This window comes from Planctomycetota bacterium (assembly GCA_033763975.1).
GTDB lineage: Bacteria > Planctomycetota > Phycisphaerae > Phycisphaerales > UBA1924 > RI-211.
Map to the genome: position 1 here is coordinate 220,374 of JANRJM010000001.1, position 25,171 is coordinate 245,544.

Annotated in this window: 21 protein-coding genes and 1 tRNA gene; 17 read left to right on the forward strand and 5 right to left on the reverse strand. The window is 70.2% G+C overall.

Going from position 1 to position 25,171, the window contains the following annotated elements:
- Positions 1 to 19: 19 nt before the first annotated feature.
- Together SFY69_00995 and SFY69_01000 are read left to right on the forward strand one after the other, a co-directional pair.
- A complete protein-coding gene (locus tag SFY69_00995; protein MDX2130610.1) occupies positions 20 to 742 on the forward strand; it encodes a hypothetical protein in 723 nt (240 codons plus the stop codon).
- Positions 743 to 769: 27 nt separating this feature from the next.
- Complete coding sequence (locus SFY69_01000) at positions 770 to 4,159, forward strand: hypothetical protein (protein MDX2130611.1); 3,390 nt, start codon at positions 770 to 772, stop codon at positions 4,157 to 4,159.
- 144 nt (positions 4,160 to 4,303) lie between these two features.
- Here SFY69_01000 and thrS read toward each other — a convergent pair whose 3' ends face one another.
- On the reverse strand, positions 4,304 to 6,541 hold the full coding sequence (gene thrS / locus SFY69_01005; GenBank protein ID MDX2130612.1) for a threonine--tRNA ligase: 2,238 nt from the start codon (positions 6,539 to 6,541) through the stop codon (positions 4,304 to 4,306).
- Positions 6,542 to 6,889: 348 nt separating this feature from the next.
- Here thrS and SFY69_01010 point away from each other — a divergent pair, with 348 nt between their 5' ends.
- From SFY69_01010 to rplI, 13 genes are all read left to right on the forward strand, one after another.
- Complete coding sequence (locus tag SFY69_01010) at positions 6,890 to 7,297, forward strand: PadR family transcriptional regulator (GenBank protein ID MDX2130613.1); 408 nt, start codon at positions 6,890 to 6,892, stop codon at positions 7,295 to 7,297.
- Entirely contained in the window at positions 7,294 to 8,817 is a 1,524-nt protein-coding gene (locus SFY69_01015; protein ID MDX2130614.1) for a hypothetical protein, read from the forward strand. Before SFY69_01010 ends, SFY69_01015 begins: the two co-directional genes overlap by 4 nt.
- A gap of 109 nt (positions 8,818 to 8,926) precedes the next feature.
- Complete coding sequence (nrdR, locus tag SFY69_01020) at positions 8,927 to 9,415, forward strand: transcriptional regulator NrdR (GenBank protein ID MDX2130615.1); 489 nt, start codon at positions 8,927 to 8,929, stop codon at positions 9,413 to 9,415.
- 104 nt (positions 9,416 to 9,519) lie between these two features.
- Positions 9,520 to 10,497, forward strand: a complete 978-nt coding sequence (locus tag SFY69_01025) for a hypothetical protein (GenBank protein ID MDX2130616.1) — start codon at positions 9,520 to 9,522, stop codon at positions 10,495 to 10,497.
- 344 nt (positions 10,498 to 10,841) lie between these two features.
- A tRNA-Gln gene (locus tag SFY69_01030) sits at positions 10,842 to 10,912 on the forward strand.
- A 53-nt stretch (positions 10,913 to 10,965) separates the two neighbouring features.
- On the forward strand, positions 10,966 to 11,778 hold the full coding sequence (locus tag SFY69_01035) for an NTP transferase domain-containing protein (GenBank protein ID MDX2130617.1): 813 nt from the start codon (positions 10,966 to 10,968) through the stop codon (positions 11,776 to 11,778).
- Positions 11,775 to 12,761 carry a ribose-phosphate pyrophosphokinase gene (locus tag SFY69_01040; GenBank protein MDX2130618.1) on the forward strand — a complete coding sequence of 329 codons (987 nt, stop codon included), beginning with the start codon at positions 11,775 to 11,777 and terminating at the stop codon, positions 12,759 to 12,761. Before SFY69_01035 ends, SFY69_01040 begins: the two co-directional genes overlap by 4 nt.
- 94 nt (positions 12,762 to 12,855) lie before the next feature.
- Positions 12,856 to 13,644, forward strand: a complete 789-nt coding sequence (locus tag SFY69_01045) for a 50S ribosomal protein L25 (protein ID MDX2130619.1) — start codon at positions 12,856 to 12,858, stop codon at positions 13,642 to 13,644.
- A 47-nt stretch (positions 13,645 to 13,691) separates the two neighbouring features.
- Positions 13,692 to 14,318, forward strand: a complete 627-nt coding sequence (gene pth / locus SFY69_01050; protein ID MDX2130620.1) for an aminoacyl-tRNA hydrolase — start codon at positions 13,692 to 13,694, stop codon at positions 14,316 to 14,318.
- A gap of 58 nt (positions 14,319 to 14,376) precedes the next feature.
- Entirely contained in the window at positions 14,377 to 14,826 is a 450-nt protein-coding gene (rpsF, locus tag SFY69_01055) for a 30S ribosomal protein S6 (GenBank protein MDX2130621.1), read from the forward strand.
- 113 nt (positions 14,827 to 14,939) lie between these two features.
- Positions 14,940 to 15,422, forward strand: a complete 483-nt coding sequence (gene ssb / locus SFY69_01060; GenBank protein ID MDX2130622.1) for a single-stranded DNA-binding protein — start codon at positions 14,940 to 14,942, stop codon at positions 15,420 to 15,422.
- A gap of 72 nt (positions 15,423 to 15,494) precedes the next feature.
- Complete coding sequence (locus SFY69_01065) at positions 15,495 to 16,553, forward strand: hypothetical protein (protein MDX2130623.1); 1,059 nt, start codon at positions 15,495 to 15,497, stop codon at positions 16,551 to 16,553.
- Between the two features lie 95 nt (positions 16,554 to 16,648).
- A complete protein-coding gene (rplI, locus tag SFY69_01070; GenBank protein MDX2130624.1) occupies positions 16,649 to 17,431 on the forward strand; it encodes a 50S ribosomal protein L9 in 783 nt (260 codons plus the stop codon).
- A gap of 89 nt (positions 17,432 to 17,520) precedes the next feature.
- On the opposite strand, the gene SFY69_01075 is transcribed toward rplI, so the two are convergent.
- On the reverse strand, positions 17,521 to 18,129 hold the full coding sequence (locus SFY69_01075) for a cob(I)yrinic acid a,c-diamide adenosyltransferase (GenBank protein MDX2130625.1): 609 nt from the start codon (positions 18,127 to 18,129) through the stop codon (positions 17,521 to 17,523).
- A 123-nt stretch (positions 18,130 to 18,252) separates the two neighbouring features.
- Here SFY69_01075 and recJ point away from each other — a divergent pair, with 123 nt between their 5' ends.
- On the forward strand, positions 18,253 to 20,028 hold the full coding sequence (gene recJ / locus SFY69_01080) for a single-stranded-DNA-specific exonuclease RecJ (GenBank protein MDX2130626.1): 1,776 nt from the start codon (positions 18,253 to 18,255) through the stop codon (positions 20,026 to 20,028).
- Positions 20,029 to 20,104: 76 nt separating this feature from the next.
- Here the strand turns inward: recJ and SFY69_01085 are convergent, their stop codons facing one another.
- Complete coding sequence (locus SFY69_01085; protein MDX2130627.1) at positions 20,105 to 21,364, reverse strand: tetratricopeptide repeat protein; 1,260 nt, start codon at positions 21,362 to 21,364, stop codon at positions 20,105 to 20,107.
- A gap of 111 nt (positions 21,365 to 21,475) precedes the next feature.
- Positions 21,476 to 23,689 (reverse strand): secretin N-terminal domain-containing protein, encoded by a 2,214-nt coding sequence (locus SFY69_01090; GenBank protein ID MDX2130628.1) that lies wholly within the window; start codon positions 23,687 to 23,689, stop codon positions 21,476 to 21,478.
- Positions 23,690 to 23,908: 219 nt separating this feature from the next.
- Here SFY69_01090 and SFY69_01095 point away from each other — a divergent pair, with 219 nt between their 5' ends.
- Positions 23,909 to 24,433: a DinB family protein gene (locus SFY69_01095; protein MDX2130629.1), complete on the forward strand. Its 525-nt coding sequence runs from the start codon at positions 23,909 to 23,911 to the stop codon at positions 24,431 to 24,433.
- 32 nt (positions 24,434 to 24,465) lie between these two features.
- Here SFY69_01095 and SFY69_01100 read toward each other — a convergent pair whose 3' ends face one another.
- Positions 24,466 to 25,116: an MBL fold metallo-hydrolase gene (locus SFY69_01100; GenBank protein ID MDX2130630.1), complete on the reverse strand. Its 651-nt coding sequence runs from the start codon at positions 25,114 to 25,116 to the stop codon at positions 24,466 to 24,468.
- Positions 25,117 to 25,171 lie beyond the last annotated feature (55 nt).

The window sequence follows — 25,171 nt, forward strand, 5'->3', positions numbered from 1 at the left end:
GGTCACGGGGGGTGTGCGAATGACCGACAGCGCGGGGTCGAGCGGTCCGCCGGAAGGGCGGGGGGCCGACGGGTCGGCGGGCGGGGGGTCTTCCGGGGAGTTGCAACTGGACTTTGAGCACACCGTGCGCGACGGCGACGGTGTGGAGAGCATCGCGTTCGCGCACGGCTTCTTCCCCGACACCATCTGGGAGTGGGCGGAGAACGAGGCGCTCCGAACCCTCCGCGGGGATATGAACATCCTGGCCGCGGGCGACATCGTCCGCGTGCCCAAGCGCCGGGAGAAGCTCGAAGACGTCGCGACCGAGCAGAAGCACCGGTTCCGCCGACGCGGCGTGCCGGAGATTCTCTCGGTGATCTTGCTCGACCACAAGGGCAACCCGTTCGCGAATAAGCCCTATCGGATCGTGATCGACGGCAAGAGCCGCGACGGCACGACGGACGCGGCCGGGACGGTGACCGAGTCGATCCCGCCGGGCGCGAGGATGGCGAAGATCATCGTGGACGAGCTCGGGCGATCGTACGAGTTCGCGCTCGGCGGCATCGACCCCATCACCCTGGCCCGAGGCGTCAGCCAGCGCCTGCATGCGCTGGGGTATGCCATCGAGGACGGCGAGACCGACCTGCGCAGCAGCAGCGCCGCGGCCGCCATCTCGAGTTTCCAGCAGGACGAGTTGCTCGATCCTACCGGCACCATGAACGACGCGACCCGCGACGCGCTCAAGGCGCGCTTCGGCTCCTGATCGGCCCCTCCGCAACAAGGACCCACCATGGCGGTAGATCTGGAAATCAAGGGGCCGCGCACCTACGACGTCAAGGAAGCCTTCGACGCGGTCGCCGCGACGATCGATCGGTTTCTCGAGTACGACGCCAATCGCCAGCGGCTCAAGATGGCCGCCGTCCAACCCGCCCAGCCCCCGGCCCGTGCGTCGGCCGGCGCGTCGAGGCGGTCGAACAAGGTCGCCCCCGCGCCCGAGAGCGACGGCGGGAACGACGCCGCCGCCGAGGCATTCGACCCCAAGTCGCTGATCGGCGCGTGCGTGCACGACATCCGGGCGCGCGCCTACCGCGACCACGCGAACATCAAGCTCGCGCACCTCTTTGCCAAGAACGGCGTGACGAGCGAGACGATCGCCCAGTTTGTGACGGGCGAGGTCGCCGAACTGCTGGACCTGCCCACGCTGGAAGACCTCGGCCCGCTGGTCTCGCTCAACATCAAGTCCAACCTGTCGATGCAGATCTCGTTCAACGGCAAGCAGTGGGGGGAGAAGGCCCGGGAGCAGACAGACCTCAAGAGCAAGCTCGACGCGTACGCCAGCGCCAAGCAGGAGCAGGCCTCGGGCGCCGCTTCCGAGTTCGCCGAAGGCGAGGGCGAGCCGGAAGAACTCGCCAGCGCGCGCGAGGCGGCGGACACGGCACGCGGGACGGCCGGTGCGGTGGCGTCGGCGGCCGGCGCGATCGCCGACCCGAGCATCCCCACGACCATCGAGGAATGGGAGGCGACCGCGGACGCGGCCCTGGGCGAGCCCGACGAAGAAGAGGAGGAGGCCGCCGCTGCGCAGGAACCCCCGCCCGACGAGGACGAGGACGCCCGCGCGGAACGGGAGGTGGCCGAGCAGTTGCCCAACCTGCTGGCGGCGATCGGCGAGGAGCTGCCCAAGGTGCAGCGCCACATGGCCCGGGCCAGGTTCTTTCACGAGCGGCTCGTCCGCGTGTTCCCGTACCGCGAGGAGCGGGCGCCCGACGAGGAGTTCCTGAACTGCGCCCACGCGTGGGACGTGCTGTACGAGCTCTACAGCATGCTGCACCATGTGGACAAGGCGCGCTACTACCTCGCCAGCACGATCGTGTTCCTCCAGCAGTCCGCCAAGATCGCGGAAGGGTGGCTGACGGAATGGGACGAGGGCGAGTTCTGGCGCCTCGACAACGTGAGCGAGTTCTTCGAGCACGGCTCGCACCTGTCGTGCCGCAAGGTCTGCTACGGCGACAAAGGCCGCGTCGCCGCGCAGCTCTCGCAGGCGAAGGCCATGGGCATGGTCACGCCATCCCTCGCCGAGCGGATCCGCGCGCCCGGCGGCTACACGGCGATGGTGGACGAGACCAGCCAAGTCGTGACGGCCATCGAGTCTCCCGCGAGCGCCGCGCGTCACGGCGCGCTGCCCGGCACGGGCAAGGGCACGCCCAAGCGTCGCCTGTCGGACTGGCGCACCAAGACCCTCGCCTTCGACGACGACCAGGGCAAGAAGTCCGACAAGGAGGCCACCGATCTTCTCTCCACGGCGCAGTCGCTGATCGCCGCGGAGTTCGAGCTGAACGAGGCCCAGCAGGCGCTGTACGACCTGTCGCAGAACGAGCTCGTGCAGGACGCGCTGAGCGCGCGGGAATCCGGCGGGAAGAAGGACGAAGCCGAGGCGGCGCTGAAGCGTCGGTGGAAGGAGCGCCTGCAGGAGGGCCTCGCGACCGACGCCGAGAGCGAGTTCGCGCCGCTGCTCTCCACGCAGGAGCGCGCCGCCATGGCGGCGTGCGACGAGGCCCTGGCCAGGGCCGAGGTCGAGGCAAGCCCCATGCTCGACCGGTTCGAGCGGTTCGTCTCCGGGATGCTGGACGACAGCAAGGTCACGATCAAGGCCGTCGCGGACGAGGGCGCCGCCGCCGACGCGCCGGCGAGCCGCGTCAACAACTACGCGGGCGCGGTGGCGTGGTCGCGAGGCGACGACGACGCGTTCTTCGAGGGGAGTGATCCGGGCGAGCTCCGGCTGGCCCGGATGCTGCTGCACGTCTACGGCAACATCGAGAACCGCCCGCTCGCGGAGCGCGCGTGGACGAAGTTCAAGTCCAACACCGCCAAGATCGACAAGCAGAAGCTCGCGATCAACCTGGCCTTCTACGCCGTCAGCCTCGTGATCACCGTCACCACCGGCGGCGCGGGGCTCGCGGTGGTGCTGCCCGCGCGGCTGGCGCTCGCGGCGGGCAAGAAGGCGACCCACTACGCGCTGGACGCGAAGGGCAAGCAGCGTGACGAGGCCAAGCTCAGCGATTCGCTGAAGGCCGCGCGATCCAAGGCCCCGGCGGCGGCTGGCGCGGCCGGACAGCTCGCCCTCGATGTCGAGCCCGACGCCATCGCCGAGTTCGGCGAGAAGGTCGTCGCGCACTTCCTGAGCGCCCAGAAGAACATGACGCGACTCAAGGACCAGCGAGTGAAGATCAAGGCCCGGCACGAGACGTACATCGACTGGTTCAACACCAAGGCGCAGATCGACAGCGCGCAGGGCGACGCGAAGTTCCCGCTGCGAAAGCAGTGGCGGGCCAAGACGCTCGGCTTCCTGCAGAGCGAGCAGAGCGCGATCGGCGACGAGCTGTTCGCCCTCCGCAACGACGACGCGCTGCTCCGCGAGCGTCAGAAGGAGACCGAGGGCGCACGCGAGTCGCTGTGCCGACGCATCGAAGCCCTGCAGGAGTCGATCCGCCACGATCCCAACTGCCAGTTCGACTTCGACGCCGCGGAGTACCTGGACGTGAGCCCGGACTTCACGAGCTGCGACGAGGCCGCGGCGTACACGTGGGGCGCGGTGAAGTTCGAGACGCACTACCAGAAGTTCGCGCACTACAGCACGTACCTGCTCGCGTACACGCAGGCCACGCTGCGCGAGCTGTGCGAGATGGAGGTGTACCTGCGCAAGCGCTGGGGCAACGCCGAGCACCCCGGCGACATCGGCAAATCGCTGCGGACCTGGATCACCGAGCAGAACTGCGCCAAGCACGTCTCCGACCCGTCCGCGGATTCGGCCGGCGCTGCCCCGCGCTGCGCCACCGTCGTCCCCACCGAGCGCACGCCGCTGCTGCGCGGCAAGGGCTCCGCCGGCGCCAAGCAGGCCGTGCGCGACGCCCAACGCGTGGTCATCTGCTACGGGCCGAAGGACACAGACACCTCGCCCGAGGCGTGGGCCCCGCGATACGCCTCCAGCCTCGAGAACGCCCAGGACACCGGCGAGAAGACCTGGAAGTCGGTCGAGGAGACCCGCGCCGAACTCGCGAAGAAGTACGACGATCTCAAGAAGGCCCGTGACAAGGCCGCCGCGAACTACGCGGCCTGCAAGGACGCGCTCAGCACCGTCCGGCGTGTCGCCGACTTGACGTCGTGCCGGTCCTTGTTCTCCTAGGTCGCGCACGCCAGGGCGCGAGTGCCCGTCACGAATACTGCCGCCTCGCCTCGCCCGCGCGGAAACGTCGCGCGTGCGCTCGCGGAACGCCGCGTGTGCTCAGCACGCGCTGCTTCGGGCCGCCGGGTCGAGCACGGGGACTGGTCATTCTCGTGCGGGCTTGACGGCGAGCTCCGCGCGCCGGTCGGCGATCTCGGCGACGATGCCGGAGACGAAGGCCTCGAGCGGCATCGCGCCCAGGTCCTTCTCGACGCCCCGCATGCGGACGGACACGCTGGTGGATTCGGCGTCGCGCGGGCCGACGATGAGCATGTACGGGATCTTCTCGTCGGCCGCGACCTTGACCTTGCCCTGGATGCGGTCCGAGCCCAGGTCGGTGGTGACGCGGACTTCCCGCTCGCGGAGCGAGCGGGCCACCCGGGCGGCGTACTCGTTGGTCTTCTCGGAGATGGGCAGCACGCGGACCTGCTCGGGCGCGAGCCAGGTGGGGAACGCGCCGGCGAAGTGCTCGATGAGCACGCCGCAGAATCGCTCCATGCTGCCGAACGGCGCGCGGTGGATGACCACGGGGCGGTGGGGCTTGTTGTCGGGGCCGATGTAGGAGAGGTCGAACCGGTTGCCCATCTGGTAATCGACCTGGACGGTGCCGAGCTGCCACTCGCGGCCGATGACGTCCTTGACGACGAAGTCGATCTTGGGCCCGTAGAACGCGGCCTCGCCGGGCTCCTTGCTGAACGCGACGCCCAGGGACTGGGCGGCGGCGATACAGGCGGCCTCGGCCTTGTCCCAGCTCTCGCCCGAGCCCGTGTACTTGCTGCTGTCGGGGTCGCGCAGGCCCACGCGCACGCGGTAGTCCTTCATGCCCAGCGTGGCGAAGATCGTCTTGACGAGGGAAAGACAGCCCTGGATCTCGCCGGGGATCTGCTGCTCGGTGCAGAAGAGATGCGCATCGTCCTGGGTGAAGCCCCGCACGCGGGTCATGCCGTTGAGTTCGCCCGACTGCTCCCAGCGGTAGACGGTGCCGAACTCGGCGAGGCGGACGGGCATGTCGCGGTACGAGTGGGGCGAACTGCCGAAGATCTTGGCGTGGTGCGGGCAGTTCATGGGGCGGAGCATGAAGCCCTCGATGAGCTGCTCGTCGGCCATGACGCGTTCGGGGGCGATGGTCTGTGCGCCGGTGCGCTCGTTGATGCCGGCGGCGAGGCGCGCCGACACGCCCTCGACGCGGTGCATCATGTCGGCGCAGGTGCAGCCTTCCTTCATGAGCTGTTCGAGGGTCTGACGCTCGACGATCGGCGCGAACTGGCTGTCCTTGTAGTAGGGGAAGTGTCCGGAGGTCTTGTAGAGTTCGAGGCGCCCGATGTGCGGGGTGAAGACCTCGGTGTAGCCCTGCTTCTTGAGCTCGCTGCCGATGAACGTCTGGAGTTCCTTGCGGACCACCGAGCCGCGAGGGGTCCAGAGGATGAGGCCCTGGCCCACGTCCTCGTCGATGTGGAACAGCCGGAGCGCCTTGCCGATGACGCGGTGGTCACGCTTGGCGGCCTCTTCGCGCTGCCGCAGGTACGCGTCGAGATCGGCCTGCGTGGGGAACGCCGTGCCGTACACCCGGGTGAGGCGGTCGGAGTTCTCGTCGCCGTGCCAGTACGACGACGCGAGCGAGAGCACGCACGCGGCGCCGATGCGGCCGGTGCTGGGGACGTGCGGCCCGCGGCAGAGGTCTTCCCAGTTCTTGCCCGGTTCGCCGGTGCAGTAGAACGACAGCCGCCCATCCGCGCGGTAGGGCGTGCGCGAGCTGTCCCACACCGACGTGATCATCTTGACGCCCGGCGCGTCGGCCTCGAGCCCCGCGGCCATGGCCCGGGCGGCGTTGTCGAACTTGTACTTGTTGCCCTCTTCCACGAGCTTGGTGAACGCGGGGACGGCCTCCATCTCGTACCGGCGGAAGGGGCGGTCTTCCTTGATGATCTCGGCGATGCGCTGGTTGATCTCGGCGAAGCGATCGCTGGAGAGCTTCTTGCCGTCGGGCACGAACATGTCGTAGAAAAAGCCGGTGTCGGTGGGCGGCCCGTAGGCGAGCTGCACGTCGGTGCCCATGATGTCCTGGATCGCCTCGGCCATGACGTGAGCCGCAGAGTGGCGCATGAGGAAGAGCGCGTCGGCGCTGGCCGGTTGGCCCGGCTTGGGCGCGGTGATGATCGCGACTGTCGCGTCACGGTCGATCATGGCGCTCAGGTCCTGCGTCTGCGGGCCCTGCCCGTAGTCGACCTTGACGGCGAGGGCGGCCTTGGCGAGGCCGGCGCCGATCGACTGCGCGACCTCGAGACCGGTGACGGGCGATGCGAAGGACTTGGTCTTGCCGTCGGGCAGGGTGATGGTGGGCATGGGGGAGATCCCAAATGGTCAAAGGGCAAAGGGTCAAAGGGCAAGGGGGAAGGCAACGGGGCAGACGGGGGGAAGACGGAACGAAAAACGCCCGGTTGTTGGGCCGGGCGTCGAGTGCGAGGGATCGATGGCCGCGGCGGGGGCTAGGTGGTGGTCGTCGTGCTGGTCGTTCGAGTCGCGGTCATGGCGGAGAGGATAGTCAGGGGCGGGGTGTGGTGCACGGCGAGCGCCCGCCGCGGCGTGGGCACGAAGGAACGCGAACAGCGTGCCTCGTCGCGGCTCCAGGATTCCCAGAAAACTACGACGAGGGCGATTGACAGACATATCGGAGCCCGATATATTTGTCGCATGCTCTGGAAAGACGGCCAACGAGACGCTTCGCAGATGGTGGTTCTCTCGGTGCTGGCCGACGGGCCCAGCTACGGCTACCTGATCACTAAGACCGTCGCGGCGCGGTCGGACGGCAAGGTGCGGCTGACGCCGGGCGTGCTGTATCCGCTTCTCAAGGGGCTCGAGAACGAGGGGCTCGTCACGACGCACTGGGAAGAAGTGAAGTCGGACCGCGCCGAGCCGGGCGAGGACGGGCGCAAGCGCAAGTGGTACAGCCTGTCGGCCAAGGGCCGCCAGCGCCTGGAGCAGCACATCTCCGCGCACCGCTCGTACCTCGAGATCATGGAGTCGTTCATCGGACGGCTCGGCGGACGACTGGGACGCCCGGGCGACGGCACGGGCGGCGAGTCGGAGGCGTCGGCATGAGCGCCGCGGCGAAATCGAGCACCGCCTCGACGCCGGGCGCGCTGGCGCCGTCGGACGCGGGCCGGGAAGAGGTCGCGGGGCGCATCGGCGCGGAGCGCACGGCGGACGCGTCGATGTCGGCATGGCTCGACATGGTGGCGCGGCTGCTGGACGTGCCGGCGGGGGAGCGTGCGGCGATCCGCAGCGAGTTGCACGATCACATGCGCGAGCGGGTGCGTGACCTGCTCGTGAGCGGGGAGAGCGACGCGGGAGCGGTAAGCCGCGCAATCGCGGAACTGGGCGATGCGGCGGAGCTGGCGGGGCGGTACCGCGCGGTTGGACGGCGCACACGAAGGAGGCTGGCGATGAACATCCTGGCGATGGGCGTGGTCGGGGCGGCGGTGGCGGGCGGGCTGGTGGCGGGGCTGTCGGGGCGCGGGCCGCAGGGCGCGGTGAGCGTCACGATGTTCGAGGGGGACGCGCGGGCGAACGTGGCGGACCTGCCCGACGTGCGCGTCACGACGGACAGCGAAATGTCGTGGAGCGAGTTTCTCGAGCACGTGTCGAAGCAGTCGAAGCTGCCGGCATCGATGCAGTGGCACCGGATCGGGCAGCACGTGAACAACGTCGAAGTGGCGCACGACCAGTGGGTCGGCGTGGAGCTGAAGGACGTTCCGTTGACGCAGGCGCTGGACGTGATGTCGGCGACGCTGGGGCTGTCAGGGGCGTCGAGCCTGGCGGCGCGCGTGCGGGACGGCCGTTTGGTGATCTCGACGGCGATGTACTTCGACGAGCTCGAGGCGACGCTGGCGACGTACGACCTGACACGCGTGCTGGAAGGTGCGGCGGCCCAGGGCGACGCGACGATCGACGAGCCGGCTGAGGTGATCGAGCGGGTTCGCAAGATCGTGCAGGCGCTGGTGGAGCCGGACAACTGGGTGGACAACGGCGGCTCGGTGGCGCGGATGGAGGGGTTCGGGCCGAAGCTGTTCATCAGCGCGCCCCCGCGCATGCACCAGCGGATCGAGTTCATCCTCAAGGAACTGGCGACGATCGGGGTGGCGGCGCAGACCCCGGCGAACGTCGGGGACCGGTTCGAGCTGGTTGGGGAGGGGAACTGGCTGCGAGTGGAGTTGGCGGCGGCGGACTCGGGCAAGATGGCCGGGTTCATCCGGTCGGTCTCGGAGCAGGCGGGGCTCGACGCCCGCGTGCGGACGGACGGGGCGCGGGTGGAGTACACCCCGCCCAGCGGCCTCTTGAACACGCTGGTGACGCTGCTGGACCAGCCCATGCCCGCGTCGCTGGAGAGGCCCGAGGCGAGCACGGTGGAGTTCCGTCCCAAGAACCTGTCGCCGGTACAGATGCGCGACCTGCTGGGCGAGGCGATGAACGTGTCGCCCCGGCTGAAGCAGTGCGCGGTGGGCCGGGTGATGGAGGTGAACGACGGGGTGCTGCGGGTGACGTCGACGCCGGAGCAGGCGGCGGAGATCCTGCAGATCGCGTCGATCATCGACGAGGGCGCGTCGCGACCGGCCCGCTAGCAGGGTTGACGCGGCCGGGAGAATCCGTCACCATGGCTCGGCGGCGGGGTGTCGGGGCTGCTCGTCGTGATTCCGCCCCCGCTTCCGGCTCGCATCCGCGCGGTGACGCTTGCTCTGCCCCTTCTGCGCCAAAGACGACGACAAGGTCATCGATTCGCGCTCGAGCGAGGGTGGGCGGGTCATCCGTCGGCGCCGCGAGTGCGTCGCGTGCCACAAGCGCTTCACGACCTACGAGCGCGTCGAGCAGACCCACCGGCTGATGGTCGTGAAACGCGACGGGACGCACCAGCCGTTCAACCGCGACAACATCCTGCGGGGCGTGCAGTCGGCGTGCGGGAAGCGGCCCATCCCCGAGGAACGGAAGATCGCGCTGGTCGACGAGATCGAGGACGAGCTGCACAAGGAGTTCGACCGCGAGGTGCCCAGCAGCACGATCGGCGAGCGCGTGATGGCGAAACTCCGCGACGTCGACGAGGTGGCGTGGGTGCGGTTCGCGAGCGAGTACTACCAGTTCAAGAGCGTGCGCGAACTCAAGGAGCAGTTGAACCTGCTCGACGGGCGGGTCCGCGACGTGAAGGACCAGCAGCGTCTGTTCTAGCCGGGCGTTGGCCTGCGGGACATTCGGCTCGCGTCGGCGGTCCCTGTCTGTGGGCGATCGGCCGGCGGGTGGACGTTGGGCGGCTTCGTGCCAACGCTTCAGGCTTGAGCACGCTGCCCCCGAACCCGGATCGCCGCCCCGTCCCGCGGGCGCCGCTGATGCACCCGCGCCGCGTGCGGGGCGGGGTAAAGCTGCCGGGCGGCGTGCTCGAGGGGCCGGTGTTGTGGGCCGGCCAGCGATGGATGCGCGTCATCGAGAGTGTCGCGCCCGGCACGGCGATGGTCGAAGGGCTCGAGTACGCCAAAGAAGGGCAGACCAAGCGGCTGACGATCTCGCCCGGGAAGATCGAGGGGCTGGTGCAGGGACGCTCGGACCGCCCGTACGTCACGCAGATTTCCATGAGCGTGCTACCCGAGGCGTCGTGGGAGCGCGTGGTGCGACTGATGGGCGAGGGCGCGATCTACGCCGCCAAACTGCTCGCGGGCGAACTGCCCACGAACATCGAGGACGCGCTGGGCCCGCTGGACCTGCGCCTCTTCCCGGTTGAACCGAAGGAGTTGACGGCGTCGTGCACGTGCGACGTGCATCGGGCGGCGGTGCACGACGGGCAGCCCGAGGGCGCGACCTCGGACGCGCGCTGGTGCAAGCACGCGTGCTGCGTGGGGTACCTGGTGGCGCAACGCCTGGCGGTGGAGCCCTACCTCATGTTCGCGCTGCGCGGGCTTGACGGCGCGGAGCTGCTCGAACGGCTTCGCGAGCAGCGGACGATGGCGAGCGCGGGGGAGCGGGCGCCGGTGTACGCCCAGCACGTCCCGGCGATCTCCGAAACGCCCGGCGAGCCCCTGGAGACGGTCATCGATACGTTCTGGGACGCACCGGCGTCGCTGCGCGAGATCGAGATCCCGATGGGGCCGCCGCCGGTGAGCCACCCGCTGCTGCGTCGGCTGGGACCCAGCCCGCTGCAGGGCACATTCCCGATGGTCGGGCTGCTGGCCAGTTGCTACGACCTGTTCAGCGAGCAGGCGATCCGTCGTGCGGCCGGAGAGGGGAACGCGCCCGGGGGTGAAACGCCGGATGGTTGACTCGCCGGGGCTGCTCACTACGATGGCGGGTTCGTTGGAACCGTGCGTGACGGAGGCGGGCGGCGGGCAGAGCCGCTCGACGAGGCACGTACAGGGGCCTTCCCATCGCGGCTGATGGAAGGTCCAGTTCCGGCCGGCGTCCCCGCAGCGGGGCCGGCACCCACTGCCGCGGCCTCCGTGTTCGCCCGGGCTCCGGGCGGCGGCGGACCGCGTGGTCCACCGCGTTGGCCGGTCGGGTCTTCGACCGGCAGTTGGAGGTACGCGAAGGCGTGCGATCACGACGTGTCGGAGGTCTCGGCGTCCCCGGACTCAGGGCGGCGCGAGACGGTTCGGCCTCGTGTCTTTGGCCGATGGTGTAACGGTAGCACAGCAGATTTTGGTTCTGTTTGTCCTGGTTCGAATCCAGGTCGGCCAGTTTCCGTTGTCTGCTGAGCCCGCCCGCCCGGCGCACGCCGACGCTCACGTCGCATGGCATCCGGTCCCGGACAACTCGACGCGATCATCCTCGGCGCCGGCAAGGGCACGCGGATGAAGTCGGACCTGCCCAAGGTCGTGTTCCCGGTGGGCGGGCGCGCGATGGTGTGCGCCGTGGTGAACGCATGCCGCGAGGCGGGCGTGGGACGCATCATCGTCGTGGTGGGGCACAAGCAGGAACTGGTGCGCGCGGCGCTGGACGGGTACGGCGTGGAGTTCGCGGAGCAGCGCGAGCAGCTCGGGACGGGGCACGCGGTGCTGTCCGCGCGGGGCGTGTACGCCGGGGCGGGCGGGGACAAGACGCCCGAGCGGCGCGACGTGCCGGCGGGCCGGGCGGTGCTGGTGCTGTGCGGCGACGGGCCGCTGATCCGCGCGGCGACGATCCGCACGCTGGTGGCGCGCCATGCGGAGACGGGCGCGGCGGCGACGCTGGCGACGGCGGTGCTCGACGACCCGACGAACTACGGACGGATCATCCGCGACGAGGGCGGGCGGTTCATGGCGATCGTGGAACACAAGAACTGCACCCCCGCGCAGCGCGAGGTGCGCGAGGTGAACCCGAGCTACTACTGCTTCGAATCGGCGGCGTTGTTCGGCGCGCTCGAGCGCGTGGAACGCAACGCGCTGACGGGCGAGTACTACCTGACGGACGTGCCGGGGCTGCTGCGGTCGGAGGGCGGGCGGGTCGAGGTGGTGGCGTCGGTGCCGCCCGAGGACGTGCTGAGCATCAACACGCCCGAGGAACTGGCGCGCGTGGACGCGATCTACCGGGCGCGGGCGACGTCGGCGCAAGCGGGGCGAGCATGAGAGATCCCAACGGCGACTTGCGGGTGTTTGCCGGTCGGTCGGTGGTGAAGCTCACCGCCGAGGTGTGCCGGTTCCTGGACTGCGAGCCGGGGCAGTCGCGGATGCAGACGTTCCCCGACGGCGAGGTGATCGTCAAGATCGACGAGGACGTGCGCGGGCGCGACGTGTACGTGGTGGTCTCGACCTGTGAGCCGGTGAACGACAACCTGATGGAACTGCTGATCTGCATCGACTGCCTGCGCCGGGCGAGCGCGGGGCGGATCACGGTGGTGCTGCCGTACTTCGGGTACGCGCGCCAGGACCGCAAGGACGAGGGTCGGGTGCCGATCACGGCGAAGCTGGTGGCGAACCTGATCACGGCGGCGGGCACGGACCGCGTGCTGGCGCTGGACCTGCACGCGGCGCAGATCCAGGGGTTCTTCGACCTGCCGGTGGATCATCTGTCGGCGACGCCCGTGTTCGTGGACTACTTCAAGGACCTGCAGCGCCGGGGCGAGCTGCCCGACCTGTGCCTGGTGAGCCCGGACGTGGGCAACGTGAAGGTGGCCGAGAGCATGGCGAACCTGCTCGGGGGCGAACTGGCGATCATCAACAAGCGGCGCCTGAGCGGGTCGACGGTCACCACGGGCAACCTCATCGGCGACGTGCGCGGGCGCACGGTGCTGATGTTCGACGACATCATCTCGACGGGCGGGACGGTGTGCGAGGCGGCGAAACTGGTGATGGACAAGGGGGCGCGCGAGGTCATCGCGGCCGCGACGCACCCCGTGCTGGTCGGGCCGGCGGTCGAGCGTCTGCTCGCCAGCCCGATCTCACGCGTGGTGGTGTGCAACACGATCCCGCTGACGGACCGGGTCGCGCCGCTGCGGGCCAAGCTGGTCGAGCTCTCGGTGGGCCCGCTGCTGGGGCACGCGATCCACCGGATCCATCACAACGAGAGCGTGAGCGCGCTCTTCAAGAACACGGCGGGGACGAAGCGGTAGGCAGCGCAACGCACCGGGTGCCGGGAATCGGCACTCGGCAACAGGCATTCGGCATTCGGGATGAAGCACCCGGGATTTGTGAAAGGGACGAGCCATGCACGAGAAGTCACCACTGATCAGTGTCAAGAAGCGTGAGAAGCTGGGCACGCGGTACTGCGAGCGGATCCGCAAGGCGGGCGGGCTGCCGGCGATCGTGTACGGGCACGGCGAGCAGCCGGTGCCCGTGTACCTCTCGGAAGCGCGGGACACGGTCCGCAAGATCCACTCGGGCGACAAGGTCTTCCGCATGACGCTCGAGGGCGGGTTCCAGGAGCAGGTCGTGCTGCTGAAGGACCTGCAGTTCGACCACATGGGCACGACGATCGTGCACGCGGACTTCGCGCGGGTGGACCTGAACGAACGCGTGAAGGCGAAGGTGCCGGTGCACCTGGTCGGCGAGGCCAAGGGCCTCAAGCAGGTCGGGGCGATCCTGATGCACCCGACGTCGGAGCTCGAGATCGAGTGCCGCGTCGTGGACCTCCCGGACTACATCGAGATCCGCGTCGACGAACTCGACGTCGGGGAGCTCATCTCGGCGGCGGACGTGAAGCTCCCGACCCAGGAGATGCGCCTCGTGACGGACTCGCACGCGATCGTCGCGCAGATCGTGGTGCAGCTCGAGGAGAAGGTGGGCGAGGAAGCGGCGGCCGCGGGCGGCGCGGCGGAGCCGGAGGTCATCACCGCCAAGAAGCCCGCCGAGGGCGAGGACGCGGCCAAGGCGGGTGCGAAGCCCGCGGCCGGCGGCGCGAAGCCCGCGGCGGCCGGGGCCAAGCCCGCGGCGGGTGCGAAGCCCGCGGCGGCCGGCGCGAAGCCCGCGGCGGGTGGTGGCGACAAGAAGAAGTAAGCGCAGCGGCGCGTCGCACGCCAGGGGAGCACGCAGGTCCGGGAGCCATGAAGCTGATCGTCGGATTGGGCAATCCAGGCGCGGAGTACACCTCGACCCGGCACAACGTCGGGTTCATGGTGGTGGACCGGCTGTCGTCGAAGCACGGCGCGGGGGCGACGCCCCGCGCCCGCTTCAAGGCGGCCACCACGGAGGTCGTGATCGCCGGCGAGAAGTGCCTGCTGCTCAAGCCGACGACCTACATGAACCTCTCCGGGCAGTGCGTGGGAGAGGCCATCGCCTTCTACAAAGCCGACGTCGGCGCCGACCTGCTGGTCGTCGTCGACGACCTCTACCTGCCCACCGGCGCGGTGCGGCTTCGCCCGGGCGGCGGCACGGGCGGGCACAACGGGCTCACGGACATCCAGCGAGCGCTCGGGACGGAGGCGTACGCGCGCCTGCGGATCGGGGTGGGCATGCTGCCGGGAGGCGGCAAGCCCGCGCACATGGACCAGGCGGACTATGTGCTGTCGCGGTTCAGCGCGGAGGAACACGCCGCGCTGGAGGGCGGGCTGGCCAAGGCTGTGCAAGGGGCCGAGGCGTGGGCGTCGCGCGGGCTGGCGCAGGCGATGAACAGCGTGAACGCGCCGGAGCCGAAGCCCGGCGAGGGGAAGAAGCAGACGGGCGGGGAATGAGTTGGACAGTGAAGAACGACGCGCCCGGCAGCGGGCGCCCGGCGAGAAAGGACCGAGCATGTCGAAGAAGCGAGTGTACAACTACGAGGCGATGTTCCTGCTCAGCCAGGCGGTGGCGGCGGACCTGAACGGGGCGATCGAGCACATCCGGGAGATCATCGCGCGCGGGCACGGCGAGATCCTCGCGATGCGCAAGTGGGACGACCGTCGCCTGGCGTACGAGATCGAGGGGCAGAAGCGCGGGTACTACGTGCTCGTGTTCTTCAAGGCGCCCGGGGTCGACATCGCGCACGTCGAGCGGGACTGCAACCTGTCGGAGAAGATCCTCCGCACGATGATCCTGCGCTGCGACCACATGACCGAGGAGACGATCCGCGCCCAGGACGCGACCAAGGAACTGGAGATCGAGGCGAAGATGCGTGCCGAGCGCCCGGCCATGGTGGTGCAGGCGCCCGCGCCGGCGCCCGCGCCCGCCGCCCCGGAAGAGGAAGTCGCCCCGCAGGCCTGATCGGCGCCCGCGGTCGCGATGGGTGTGTCGGTTCGGGGCGCGCGGCGGGCGTGCCGGTTGGGGTATGATCGGGTCGGTGAGGGCCGTTCGGCTCGCGCCGCTGGAGGCCGCACATGGCGAGTTACAACAAGGTGCTGCTGATGGGCAACCTGACGCGCGACATCGAACTGAAGTCGGTGGGCGGGGGCACGTCGGTGGCGAAGATCGGCCTGGCGGTGAACCGGCACTACACGACCCAATCCGGCGAGAAGCGCGAGGAGACCACGTTCGTCGACTGCGAGGCGTGGGGGCGTACGGCGGAGACGATGGCGAAGTACCTGTCGAAGGGGCGCCCGGTCTTCATCGAGGGGCGCCTGAAGCTGGACACGTGGCAGGACAAGGAGTCGGGCCAGAACCGCTCCAAGATGAGCGTCGTCGTGGACAGCTTCCAGTTCATCGATTCGCGTCAGGGCGGCGGTGGTGGCGGCGGCGGCGGCGGCGGTGGTGCGGACGGGGAAGTGGAAGGGCGTCCGTCGTCGTGGTCGAGCAAGCCCAGCGCGGGCCGCGCCTCATCGCCGGCGGGGAACGAGCCGCCGGCCGACGACATTCCGTTCTGAGCCCGGCGACGTCAGTGCATGGATCCCGCGCGGGGCGGTAGACTCCGCGCCGCACGAGACGGGGGATCCGCGATGATCGAATCGTCGGTGTGGCTGGCGGTGCTGATGGCGCTGGTAGTCGTCGGCATCTCGATGGTGCTGCGGAGCGTGGCGGTCCCGCTCGAGGTCCGTCGCGAGCCGACGTGCGGCGGGTGCGGGTACGCGCTGCGCAACCCCGTGTGGACATGCCCGGAATGCGGTGCGCGGCTGATGAGCGTGGGGGTGATCACCCCGCGGATGGCGATCGCGTTCCGTGGGTCGACGGCGATGCTCGTCGTCGGGTGGACGATGGTCTGCGCGGGCGTGGGCGGGCCGATTTCATTGTGGGTGGCGAACCAGGCGCGGATTGCGGCCGCGCCCCGGCCGGCCCCGCCGCCGGCGTGGGAATGGGACTGGATCCACCGCTACGCGTTCGTTCCGGGGCCGGCGTATCGGGACGGGGCGGACGGCACGGCGACGCGGCGGGAGAAGTCCTATGAGTTTCGGCTGGAGATCAACACGAACGACGACGCGTTCAACAAGCCGAAGGTGGGGATCGGACGCCTGACGCTGGTGAACGACGGGGTCGAGAAGGGCACGCTCGAGCTGTCGTACCCGCCAGCGGCCGGCGTGCTGAAGGACACATCCGGCGCGGTGGTGGAAGAGTTTCCCGCGATCGAGCGATCGATCGGGCGTCGGCTGTTCGAAGCGGCGGGCATCGACCTGTCAGACCCGGACGACGCGAAGGCCGCGGCGGATGTGGGGCTGGCGCTCCAGGTCATGTTCACCGTGCAGCCGCGCTCGCTGTCGACGGTGTTCGTGGGGCGCGAGCACAGCCAGAAGATCGTGGTCGAGCGAGGGGAGGACAGCCAGTTCCAGGTCTCGGTGCCGCGGCCCGGGGTGAAGCCGCCTCTGACACTGACGCCCTCGGCGCTGCCGGTGCAGGCGACGCCGGCGCTCATCTACCCGGCGGTAAACCTGTGGGGGATGTACGGCCCGGGCGCGGGGTTCGGGCTGCTGTACGTGATCGGGCTGGTGGTGCTGCTGTGGCGGCGCCGGCGGCTGCTGGCGTCGGGCGTGCGGCCGGCGGACGAACGCCCTGCGGCGGCCTAGACTCTGGGCTTGCGATTGGGGTCGGCGGCCCGGGGCGCGTGCACCGGGCGGGGCGGCTCCTAACTTCTGACGCGCGCCGCGCGGGGAGGACAGTTGTGCCCAAGAACATGAAGTTGTTGCTGATCGAGAACGTCGATTCCCTGGGAATCGTCGGGGACGTGGTCTCGGTGCGGACGGGCTACGCCCGCAACTTCCTGCTGCCCCGCGCCCTCGCGACCGAGCCGAGCGAGGAACTGGTGCAGACGCTCGCGGCCAAGCGTGCCGAGGCGGAGCGTCAGGTCGCGCAGCAGCGCGCCCAGCGCGAAGAGACGACCGCGAAGCTCGAGGGTGTCGAGCTCGAACTCGTCCGGTCGTGCAACGACCAGGGCATCCTGTACGGCGCGATCACCCAGCAGGACGTGGCGACGGAACTGACGACGCGCGGGTACTTAGTGAAGCCGCGCGACGTGCGACTGCCGGGCGCGATCAAGCGGGTCGACAAGTACGAGCTGCACATCAAGCTGGACACCGATCTCGACGCGATCGTCAAGCTGGTGGTGAAGCCCGACCGCGAGCTGCCCAAGGACGCGGCCCCTGCGGAGGAAAAGGGCGGCGAGCGCCCGGAACGCGAGGAGCGCGAGCGCCGCGGCAGCCGCGAGGAGCGCGAGGACAAGCGCGAGAAGGCGATGCGCCGGCGCGCGGACGCCATCGAGCAGGCGATTCAGTCGGACAAGGCCCGCGTCGTCGGCTGGGCGAAGAAGGACGCCCCCGCGGAGGGCGCCGCACCGGAGGGAGCGCCCGCTCCCGCGGCCGCCCCGGAATCCAAGAGCGCCGACGCCAAGGGCGACAAGCCCAAGGGCAAGGGCAAGGACGCGGGCGAGAAGAAGAGCAAGAAGTAACGCGAACGCGAGATCGCACCACGAACGCCGGGCGCCGTCGCCCGGCGTTTTTCATTGAGGAGTGCGGGCGCGTGCCGCGGACGCGGCGGCTAGCGGTTCGCGCCGGGTTTCCACAGGACGTCGCCCGCGCCGGAGTCGTTCGCGACGCGCCCGAGCACGAACAGCAGGTCGCTCAGACGGTTGAGGTACTTGACGGCCTCGGGGTTGACGGCGCCGGGTTCGCGGGCGGCGAGCGCGACAGCCAGCCGCTCGGCACGCCGGACGACGGTGCGCGCCACGTGCAGGTGCGAGGCGAGCGCCGAGCCCCCGGGCAGCACGAAGCTCGTGAGCGGGGCGAGGGTGTCGTTGAAGCGGTCGATGGTGGTCTCGAGGCGGGCGACCTGCGTCGGGATGATGCGCAGGCGCGAGCCCGCGGGCTCTTCGCCCGCCACGGGCGTGGCGAGATCGGCGCCCAGGTCGAACAGGTCGTGCTGGATGGCGCGGAGGATCGACGCGATGTCCGCCGCGGCGGGCGCGGCGCCGGGCGAGGTGGCGGCGTGGTCGGCCTCTCGCACTGCGAGGCCGATGCACGCGTTGGCTTCGTCGACGCTGCCGTAGGTGTCGACGCGGAGGTCGTCCTTGCGGACGCGCTGCCCGGTCGCCAGGCCCGTCGTGCCGTCGTCGCCGGTGCGGGTGTAGATCTTGGTGAGCTTGACCATGGGGGTGCTCCCTGAGAGGACTGCGCCGGTGAGGGCGACGGAAAGCCCCGCTTCCGACCCCGCGTGCGAAGGGCTGTCGGGAGAGCGGGGGGCACGCGGGGACAGGCACGGTATCCTGCCGCCATGCCGAGCGCGACGGATCGCATGACGGCGGGCCCGCTGGTTCGCGGGCTGACGAAGCTCTGGACCGGGCAGGGCGTGGAGGTTCTCCCGAACGAGGACCTGGTCACGCGCGTGCTGCGGGCGCGCGGGCTGACCGACCCGGACGCGCGCGCCCGGTTCCTCGAGCCCAGCCTGCGCCATCTCCACGATCCCTCGGGCATTCCCGACATGGACCGCGCGGCGGCTCGCGTGCTGCACGCGGCTCGGACGGGCGAGCCCATCGTCCTCTACGGCGACTACGACGTCGACGGCGTCACGTCGGTCGCCATCCTCCACCACGTGCTGCGGCTGCTCGAGCCCGGAGCGGTGATCTCGTCGTACGTGCCCCACCGGCTCGAAGAAGGGTACGGGCTCAACGCGCAGGCGATCCGCGATCTCGCGGCGCGCGGGGCGAAGGTCATCGTGTCGGTGGATTGCGGCGTGACGGCGGTCGAACCGGCGCGGGTGGCGCGCGACGCGGGCGTCGACCTCATCATCACCGATCATCACAACCCGCCCGCGACGATGGGCGAACTGCCCGACGCGTACGCCGTCGTGCACCCGCGACGACCAGACTCCGTGTACCCCTTCGGCGACCTGTGCGGCGCGGGCGTCGCGTTCAAGCTTGCGTGGCGCCTGGCGACGATGCACTGCGGCGGGGAGCGCGTCCCGCCGCCGGTGCGCGAGTTGCTGCTGGAGTTACTGGCGCTGGCGGCCCTGGGCGTGATCGCGGACGTGGTGCCGCTGCGCGACGAGAACCGGGTGATCGCGCGGTTCGGGCTGGCGCGGATCAAGCACTCGGGCCTGGGCGGGCTGCGCGCGCTGGTCGAGGCGTCGGGCTTGTCGGGCGAGAACGTGCGCGAGGACGACGTGGGCTTCACGCTGGCGCCGAGGCTGAACGCGTGCGGACGCATGGGGCACGCGCGCGAGGCGGTGGAACTGCTGACGGTCGCCGAGGGCGACCGCGCGCGGGAGATCGCGGAGGGATTGACCCGCCTCAACAACGAGCGCCGGGCGACCGAGCGCGAGATCTTCCGGCGCGCGTGCGAGCTGGCCGAACAGGGCGGGATGACGGGGAGCGAGCGGCGGGCGATCGTGCTCGCCGACCCCGCGTGGCACGCGGGGGTGGTGGGGATCGTGTGCTCGCGGCTCGTCGAACGCTACCACCGCCCGGCGATCCTGCTCTGCGAGGCCGACGGGGCCTGCCACGGCTCGGGGCGGAGCATCGACGGGTTCTCGCTGCACGCGGCGCTGGCCGAGTGCGCGGCCCACCTGACGGGGTATGGCGGGCACGACATGGCGGCCGGGATGCGCCTGTCGAGGGCAAACCTCGACGCGTTCGCCGAGGCGTTCGTGGGCGTGGCGAACCGGCAGATCGACGCGGCGCATCTGGTGGCGCGCGGGAACTTCGATACCGACGCCGGGCTGCACGAGTTCTCGCTCGACACGGCACGCCGCCTGGGGTTGCTCGGGCCGTTCGGGCGCGAGAACCCGCCGGTGCGCCTGCGGGTGCGGGGTGTGCGTGTGGCGACGCTGCCCGAGACCTTCGGGCCTCAGAACAAGCACCTGTCGCTGCGCGTGACGCCCGACGCGGGCGGCGCGCCGGTGCGGCTGGTGGGGTGGAACTGGGGTGCACGGGCGAAGGACATCCCGCGCGGGAGCCTGCTCGACGTCTTCGTGACGCCCCGGATCAACGAGTTCAACGGGCGGCGCAGCGTCGAGTGCGACCTGCACGACCTATTGCACGCTGGCGCGTGAACGAGAAAGAACCCCGGGGCGCGCCCCCTCGGCGCGGCCTCCGGGGCTGCGAGTGCCCTTCCGCTGCGTACGTCGGTCAGTCGGCGTTGGGGATGCCCGCGAGCAGGCGCGTCGCGGCGGAGTCGTTGGGACGCAGCGCCAGCGCGTTCGTGAAGCACGTCCGCGCGTCCGCGTCGCGCCCCATCGAGTGCAGGCTCATGCCCAGCAGGATCAGGTTGTCGGCGGTGCGCTCGCGCTGCACGGCGTGGGCGAAGCTGTCGGCCGCGGCCCGGTGCTCGCCGCGAGAACGCAGCTCCAGCCCCCGCAGGACGTACCCGGCGGCGGCGTCGGGATCGATCGCGATCAGACGCTGGGCCGCGGTGCGCACCCGGGGCCAGTCCTTCAGGATGACCGACAGTTGCCCGACGTGGTTCCAGACCTCGGGGTCGGCGGAGCCTTCCTGGTCGGCGCTCAGCGACAGGTACACGTCGCGGGCCTCCACCGCCCGGTCCGTCCGCGCCAGGCAGTCGGCCCGCAGGCGACGCAGGTCGCGACGCTGCGCGTACTCGGGGTCGCGCAGCAGCCCAGCCAGGTTCGACTCGGCCTGCGCAAACTGGCCGGCGCTGATCTGCGCGGTCGCGAGCGACTCGAGCAGGTTCGAGTCGTTCGGCGCGAGCAGGCGCGCCTCCTGGAAGAGCGTGACGGCGACCTCGGGCTGCCCGCGGAGCAGCGCGATGTGCGCCAGCGACTGGCGCACGCCAGCGCTGTGCTGGAACGACGACGCGTCGTTGCGCAGCAGACGCTCGGCGTCATCGATGCGCCCGAGGGAGATCAGCATTTCGGACGCCGCGATCGCGTGCTGCGGGTTCGTCGGCTCGAGTTCCAGGGCACGCGTGTAGTGCTTGAGCGCGTCCTCCTTGCGGTCAAGGCGCTCGGCGAGGATGCCCTGGAAGTAGGCGGCGTCGACGTTGACGGGGTCGAGTTCGGCGGCCTTCTGGAACGCGGCGGCGGCGTCCTCGACGTTGCCCCCCTCCAGGTGCGTGCGACCCAGCAGGATGTGGCTCTTGGGGATGATCGGGTTGAGTTCGATCGAGTACGTCACGTGGCGCAGCGACTTCTTGAGGTCGCCCGCGAGGAACGCCTGGTGCGCCATCTGGTACTCGGTGGCGGACTTGAGTTCCGCCATGCGGAGCTTGGCGGCGCTCATGTGCTTCTCGGTGAACTTCCCGTGCTTGCCGCACGCGCCCGTCGCGAGCACGCCGGCGAGGGCGCCGGCGAGCAGCGCGAGGCGCGCGGTTCCGAGAACCCGCGGGGTGCGGGCGCGATGCGTGGGCACGCTCGTCGTGGATCGGTTCATGGGTTCACTCGCTTTCCGAGAGGGGCCCCGCGCAGCGGCGGGACGGGTGAGGGGGGAGAGGGGGAGGGGGAAAAATCGCGCCCGGCCCTTTCGGGCGGGGCGCGGTGGGTGTTACTTGTTGAAGCCGCCGGGCATGGTCTCGATCTCGGGAATCGACGCGGGGACTTCCTCCGAGACGTTGGTGGTGCGCCAGGTTTCGCGGAGCTGGGCCGCGTGGCGGCTGAAGCGGATGCTCACGAACTGGTTGAACATGCCGACGGCGCCGAAGCTGGTGGCGGTGGGGGGCTGGGTGTAGACGAAGAAGGCGTTGTCGGCGGGGGCGTCGGCGGCGGCGGTGTTCGCCGAGGAGGTGTTGGCCGACGTCTGCTGCGTGCCGGCGGTCGTGTACATGCCGTCGGGCGTGTCGGTAGTGGAGAGGGTGAAGGTTGCCTCTGGCGTTGCGGGCGGCAGGTCCGACGCGAGGACCGAGTCGATGACGGCGGTGGACCCGGCGTCCGCGGACTTGCTGATGATGTGGTCGGTCTCGCCGTCGATGATCCGGTCGAGCACGCTGCGGTTGGGCCAGTTCATCTTCTTGCCCGCGAGGCGCTCGCGCAGGCCGATGGCCTCGGGCTGGTTGCTGTTCATCGCGAGCGAGCGGCTGAGGTACCACATCGCCCGGTCGGTGTCGCCCGCGACGGCGGCGTTCTCCGCCTTCACGTTCAGGATGCTCGTCAGGCGCTCGCGGCTGAAGGGCAGCGTGCCCTCGCGCGCCCCGGCCCGGACGCGGTCGGCCTGATCGCGGAAGCGAGAGGCCTGCGCGTCGATCGCCGCGTCGGTGATGATGTGCGGCGTCACGGTGAAGATGATCTCGCTGCGCTGGACCTCGTCTTCCTGGCCCCGGAACGCGTACCCGATGATCGGGATGTCGCCCAGCAGCGGCACCTGGCTGCGCGACGACTGCGTGCTCTCGCGGAACAGCCCGCCCAGCACCACGGTCTGCCCGTCGCGCACCATCACGTTGGTCGTGAGTTCGTTCGTGATCTCGTCGGGGATCGTCACCGCGGCGCCGGTGGCGTCGCGCTGCTCGCGGATGACGGCCTCCGAAACCTGCGGCTTGAGTTCCATCCGGATCATGCCGTCCGAGCTCACGATCGGGCGGAAGTAGAGCTGGGTACCCGTGTCGAGGAACTGCACGGTCTGGGTCGTGGCGGTGTCGGTGCTCGTCGTGCTGAGGTAGCCGACCTTGCGACCGACCAGGACGCGGCTGGCCTGGCGGTTCAGGGCGAGCACCTTGGGGTTCGAGAGGATCGTGGTGTCGGTGACTTCGTCCAGGACGCGGAGGAAGACGGCGACGTCATCGGAGACGATGCCGACCTTCAGCCCGCCCGCGCCGGCCGTGCCGCCCACCGTGCTCGTGACGCCGGTGGCGCTGCCGTCCGCGGGCAGCGGCGAGGAGCCGCCGGAAGTGGCGCGCCCGGAGATGAGCCCGTTCACGACGCCGAGCGGCCCGCCCTGCGAGACGAAGTCCGCGAGGTTCGCGTCCGCGACGAGCGAGAAGTCGACGCCGAGCGCGTTCGCCTCGTTGAGGCTAGTCTGGAGGATCGTGGCCTCGACCAGGACCTGCGAGGGGCGGATGTCGAGCTGCTGCAGGAGGGCCTCGATCTCGGAGACGTTCTCCTCGTAGTCGAAGACGACGATGGTGGAGGTGGACGCGAACTCGTCCGCGCCCAGCGGCGTGTCGCCGATGGACGGGAAGTTCGCCAGCTTGCCGTTGGTCTTCATCTGCCCGGCCTCCTGCCCCGCCACGGCGACGGAGAGCAGGGGCTTCACAAACTCCGCGGCGTCGGTCGCGCTGAGGTAGTTGAGGTTGATGACCTTGCTGACGCGCCGACGCGACTGCGACTCGAGCACGCGCAGCTCGTCGAGCGTGTAGACCATGATGAAGTTGCCCTGCTCGACGTACCCGAACCCGTTCACGCCAAGGATGGCGTCCAGCGCCTCGTAGAACGAGACCCGGAAGAGGTTCGCGGTCACGCGGGCGCTGACGCTCTTGCTCGCGATGATGTTCTTCTGGCTCTGGATCGAGAGCATCTCGAGCACGTTGCCCAGGTCCTCGTCGTTCACGGCGAGGTCGACCAGGTTGTTCTCGTCGACGCGCACCCTGGCCTCGGTGGCGGCGTCGTCCTCGACGGGCGCGGCCTCCGCCGGCGCGGGGCTCTTGACGGGCGACCCGCCCTGGGCCAGGGCGGTCGAGGCCGCCGCGGTGTGGAGCAGGCCCGCGGCCAGGAGCAGGCGGGTGATCTCGGTTCGATTGTTCCGCGGACGACCGGTGGGCTTCGACATGAGTGACCTCTCTGGGGGTGTGTGCGGGCCGGGGTCCGTCCGGGTACTCGGCGGACGAGTGGTTCACGGGAGACCGGGAACCACCTCGCTTTCAACTTCGACCCGTCCGGCGCGCGACTTTGGGGCAACTGTCCGGTGAACGCGGGACCCGCGCTCGTCCGAACACCGCGCAACGGATTACCGGTCCCTACGCTCAAAGAGACCCGGAGGAAGCCGCCCATGAACGCCCTCGCGTCGATCATGCTCACCCCCGCGCAGCGGGCCCGCGACTACACCGATCGCCTGGTGCAGGGCATTCGCCCGGAGCAGGCGGCCCGCAAGCCTGTGGGACGCGAGGGGGTGATCGACACCAACCACCCGGTGTTCGTCTTCGGGCACCTGTCCCTCTACGGCGCGCGTGTGCTCACGCTGGTGGGCAAGGATCCCGCGCCGGCGGCGACGCCCGAGACGTGGGAGGCGCTCTTCAAGGCCGGGGCGCCGTGCCACGACGACCCCAGCGGGGCGATCTACCCGGCGTTCGGGGAGATCGTCACGCGGTACTTCGAGATCACCGACGCGATGCACGCGGGCGTGCGCGACACGCCCGACGACGTGCTGCTCCGCGAGAACCCGAACGAGGCGCAGCGCGCGCGGTTCGCGCTCGTGGGGCACCTGGTGAACTTCCTGATCAACAGCCACGTCATGATGCACGCGGGGCAGGTGAGCGCCTGGCGCCGGTGCATGGGCCTGGCGAGCGCGATGTAGCGAACGGGGTGGCGCGTCAGGGCGCCGGAGCGTCAGCGGGCGCGGACGAACGGGTTCGTGCGCTTCTCGGCGCCGATGGTTGTGGGCGGGCCGTGCCCGGGCAGCACCGTCGTGGCGTCGGGCAACGTGTACAGGCGCGTGCGGATCGATGCTTCGAGCACGTCGGGGTCGGCGTTGGGCAGGTCCGAGCGCCCGACGCTGCCCGCGAAGAGCGTGTCGCCCACGATGGCGATGTTCGACCGATCCTGCACGAGCGTGACGCCCCCGGGCGAGTGCCCGGGCGTGTGCAGCACCCGCCAGCCGACGCCGGCGAGTTCGAGCGTCTCGCCGTCCTGGAGCGCGCGATCCGGGTCGGGCAGGCTGATCGGCGCGCCCGACAGGAGGCTCAGGTTGAGTTCAGGGGCGCCCAGCCAGTCGTGCTCGGCCTTGTGCAGCAGAACCGGCGCATCCGGGAAGGCCCGTCGCACGTCGGCGATGCCGGCGATGTGGTCGATGTGGGCGTGCGTGAGCACGATCGCGCGGGGGGTGAGGCCCTGCGCCCGGACGTGCTCGATGACCGGCGCGGGCTCGAAGCTCGGATCGATGATCCAGCAGTCGGGCGATGTGCGGACGCCCACGACGTACGTGTTGGTGAGAAACGGGCCGAGTTCGAAGCGGGCGATGGCGAGCGCGGGGTCTGTCACGGGGCAGTCTATGGCCGCTTGCCCGGGCGGTTTACACTTGCCCGCGGGCCGCGGG

Bases quoted from the DNA above. Each gene is read 5' to 3' on its own strand.
- SFY69_01065 (MDX2130623.1), top strand. From the start codon at position 15,495: ATGATCGAATCGTCGGTGTGGCTGGCGGTGCTGATGGCGCTGGTAGTC.
- pth (MDX2130620.1), top strand. From the start codon at position 13,692: ATGAAGCTGATCGTCGGATTGGGCAATCCAGGCGCGGAGTACACCTCG.
- SFY69_01090 (MDX2130628.1), bottom strand. From the start codon at position 23,689: ATGTCGAAGCCCACCGGTCGTCCGCGGAACAATCGAACCGAGATCACC.
- SFY69_01010 (MDX2130613.1), top strand. From the start codon at position 6,890: ATGCTCTGGAAAGACGGCCAACGAGACGCTTCGCAGATGGTGGTTCTC.
- SFY69_01095 (MDX2130629.1), top strand. From the start codon at position 23,909: ATGAACGCCCTCGCGTCGATCATGCTCACCCCCGCGCAGCGGGCCCGC.
- SFY69_01035 (MDX2130617.1), top strand. From the start codon at position 10,966: ATGGCATCCGGTCCCGGACAACTCGACGCGATCATCCTCGGCGCCGGC.
- SFY69_01015 (MDX2130614.1), top strand. From the start codon at position 7,294: ATGAGCGCCGCGGCGAAATCGAGCACCGCCTCGACGCCGGGCGCGCTG.
- SFY69_01085 (MDX2130627.1), bottom strand. From the start codon at position 21,364: ATGAACCGATCCACGACGAGCGTGCCCACGCATCGCGCCCGCACCCCG.
- SFY69_01075 (MDX2130625.1), bottom strand. From the start codon at position 18,129: ATGGTCAAGCTCACCAAGATCTACACCCGCACCGGCGACGACGGCACG.
- rpsF (MDX2130621.1), top strand. From the start codon at position 14,377: ATGTCGAAGAAGCGAGTGTACAACTACGAGGCGATGTTCCTGCTCAGC.
- thrS (MDX2130612.1), bottom strand. From the start codon at position 6,541: ATGCCCACCATCACCCTGCCCGACGGCAAGACCAAGTCCTTCGCATCG.
- SFY69_01000 (MDX2130611.1), top strand. From the start codon at position 770: ATGGCGGTAGATCTGGAAATCAAGGGGCCGCGCACCTACGACGTCAAG.
- ssb (MDX2130622.1), top strand. From the start codon at position 14,940: ATGGCGAGTTACAACAAGGTGCTGCTGATGGGCAACCTGACGCGCGAC.
- recJ (MDX2130626.1), top strand. From the start codon at position 18,253: ATGCCGAGCGCGACGGATCGCATGACGGCGGGCCCGCTGGTTCGCGGG.
- SFY69_01040 (MDX2130618.1), top strand. From the start codon at position 11,775: ATGAGAGATCCCAACGGCGACTTGCGGGTGTTTGCCGGTCGGTCGGTG.
- SFY69_01045 (MDX2130619.1), top strand. From the start codon at position 12,856: ATGCACGAGAAGTCACCACTGATCAGTGTCAAGAAGCGTGAGAAGCTG.
- SFY69_00995 (MDX2130610.1), top strand. From the start codon at position 20: ATGACCGACAGCGCGGGGTCGAGCGGTCCGCCGGAAGGGCGGGGGGCC.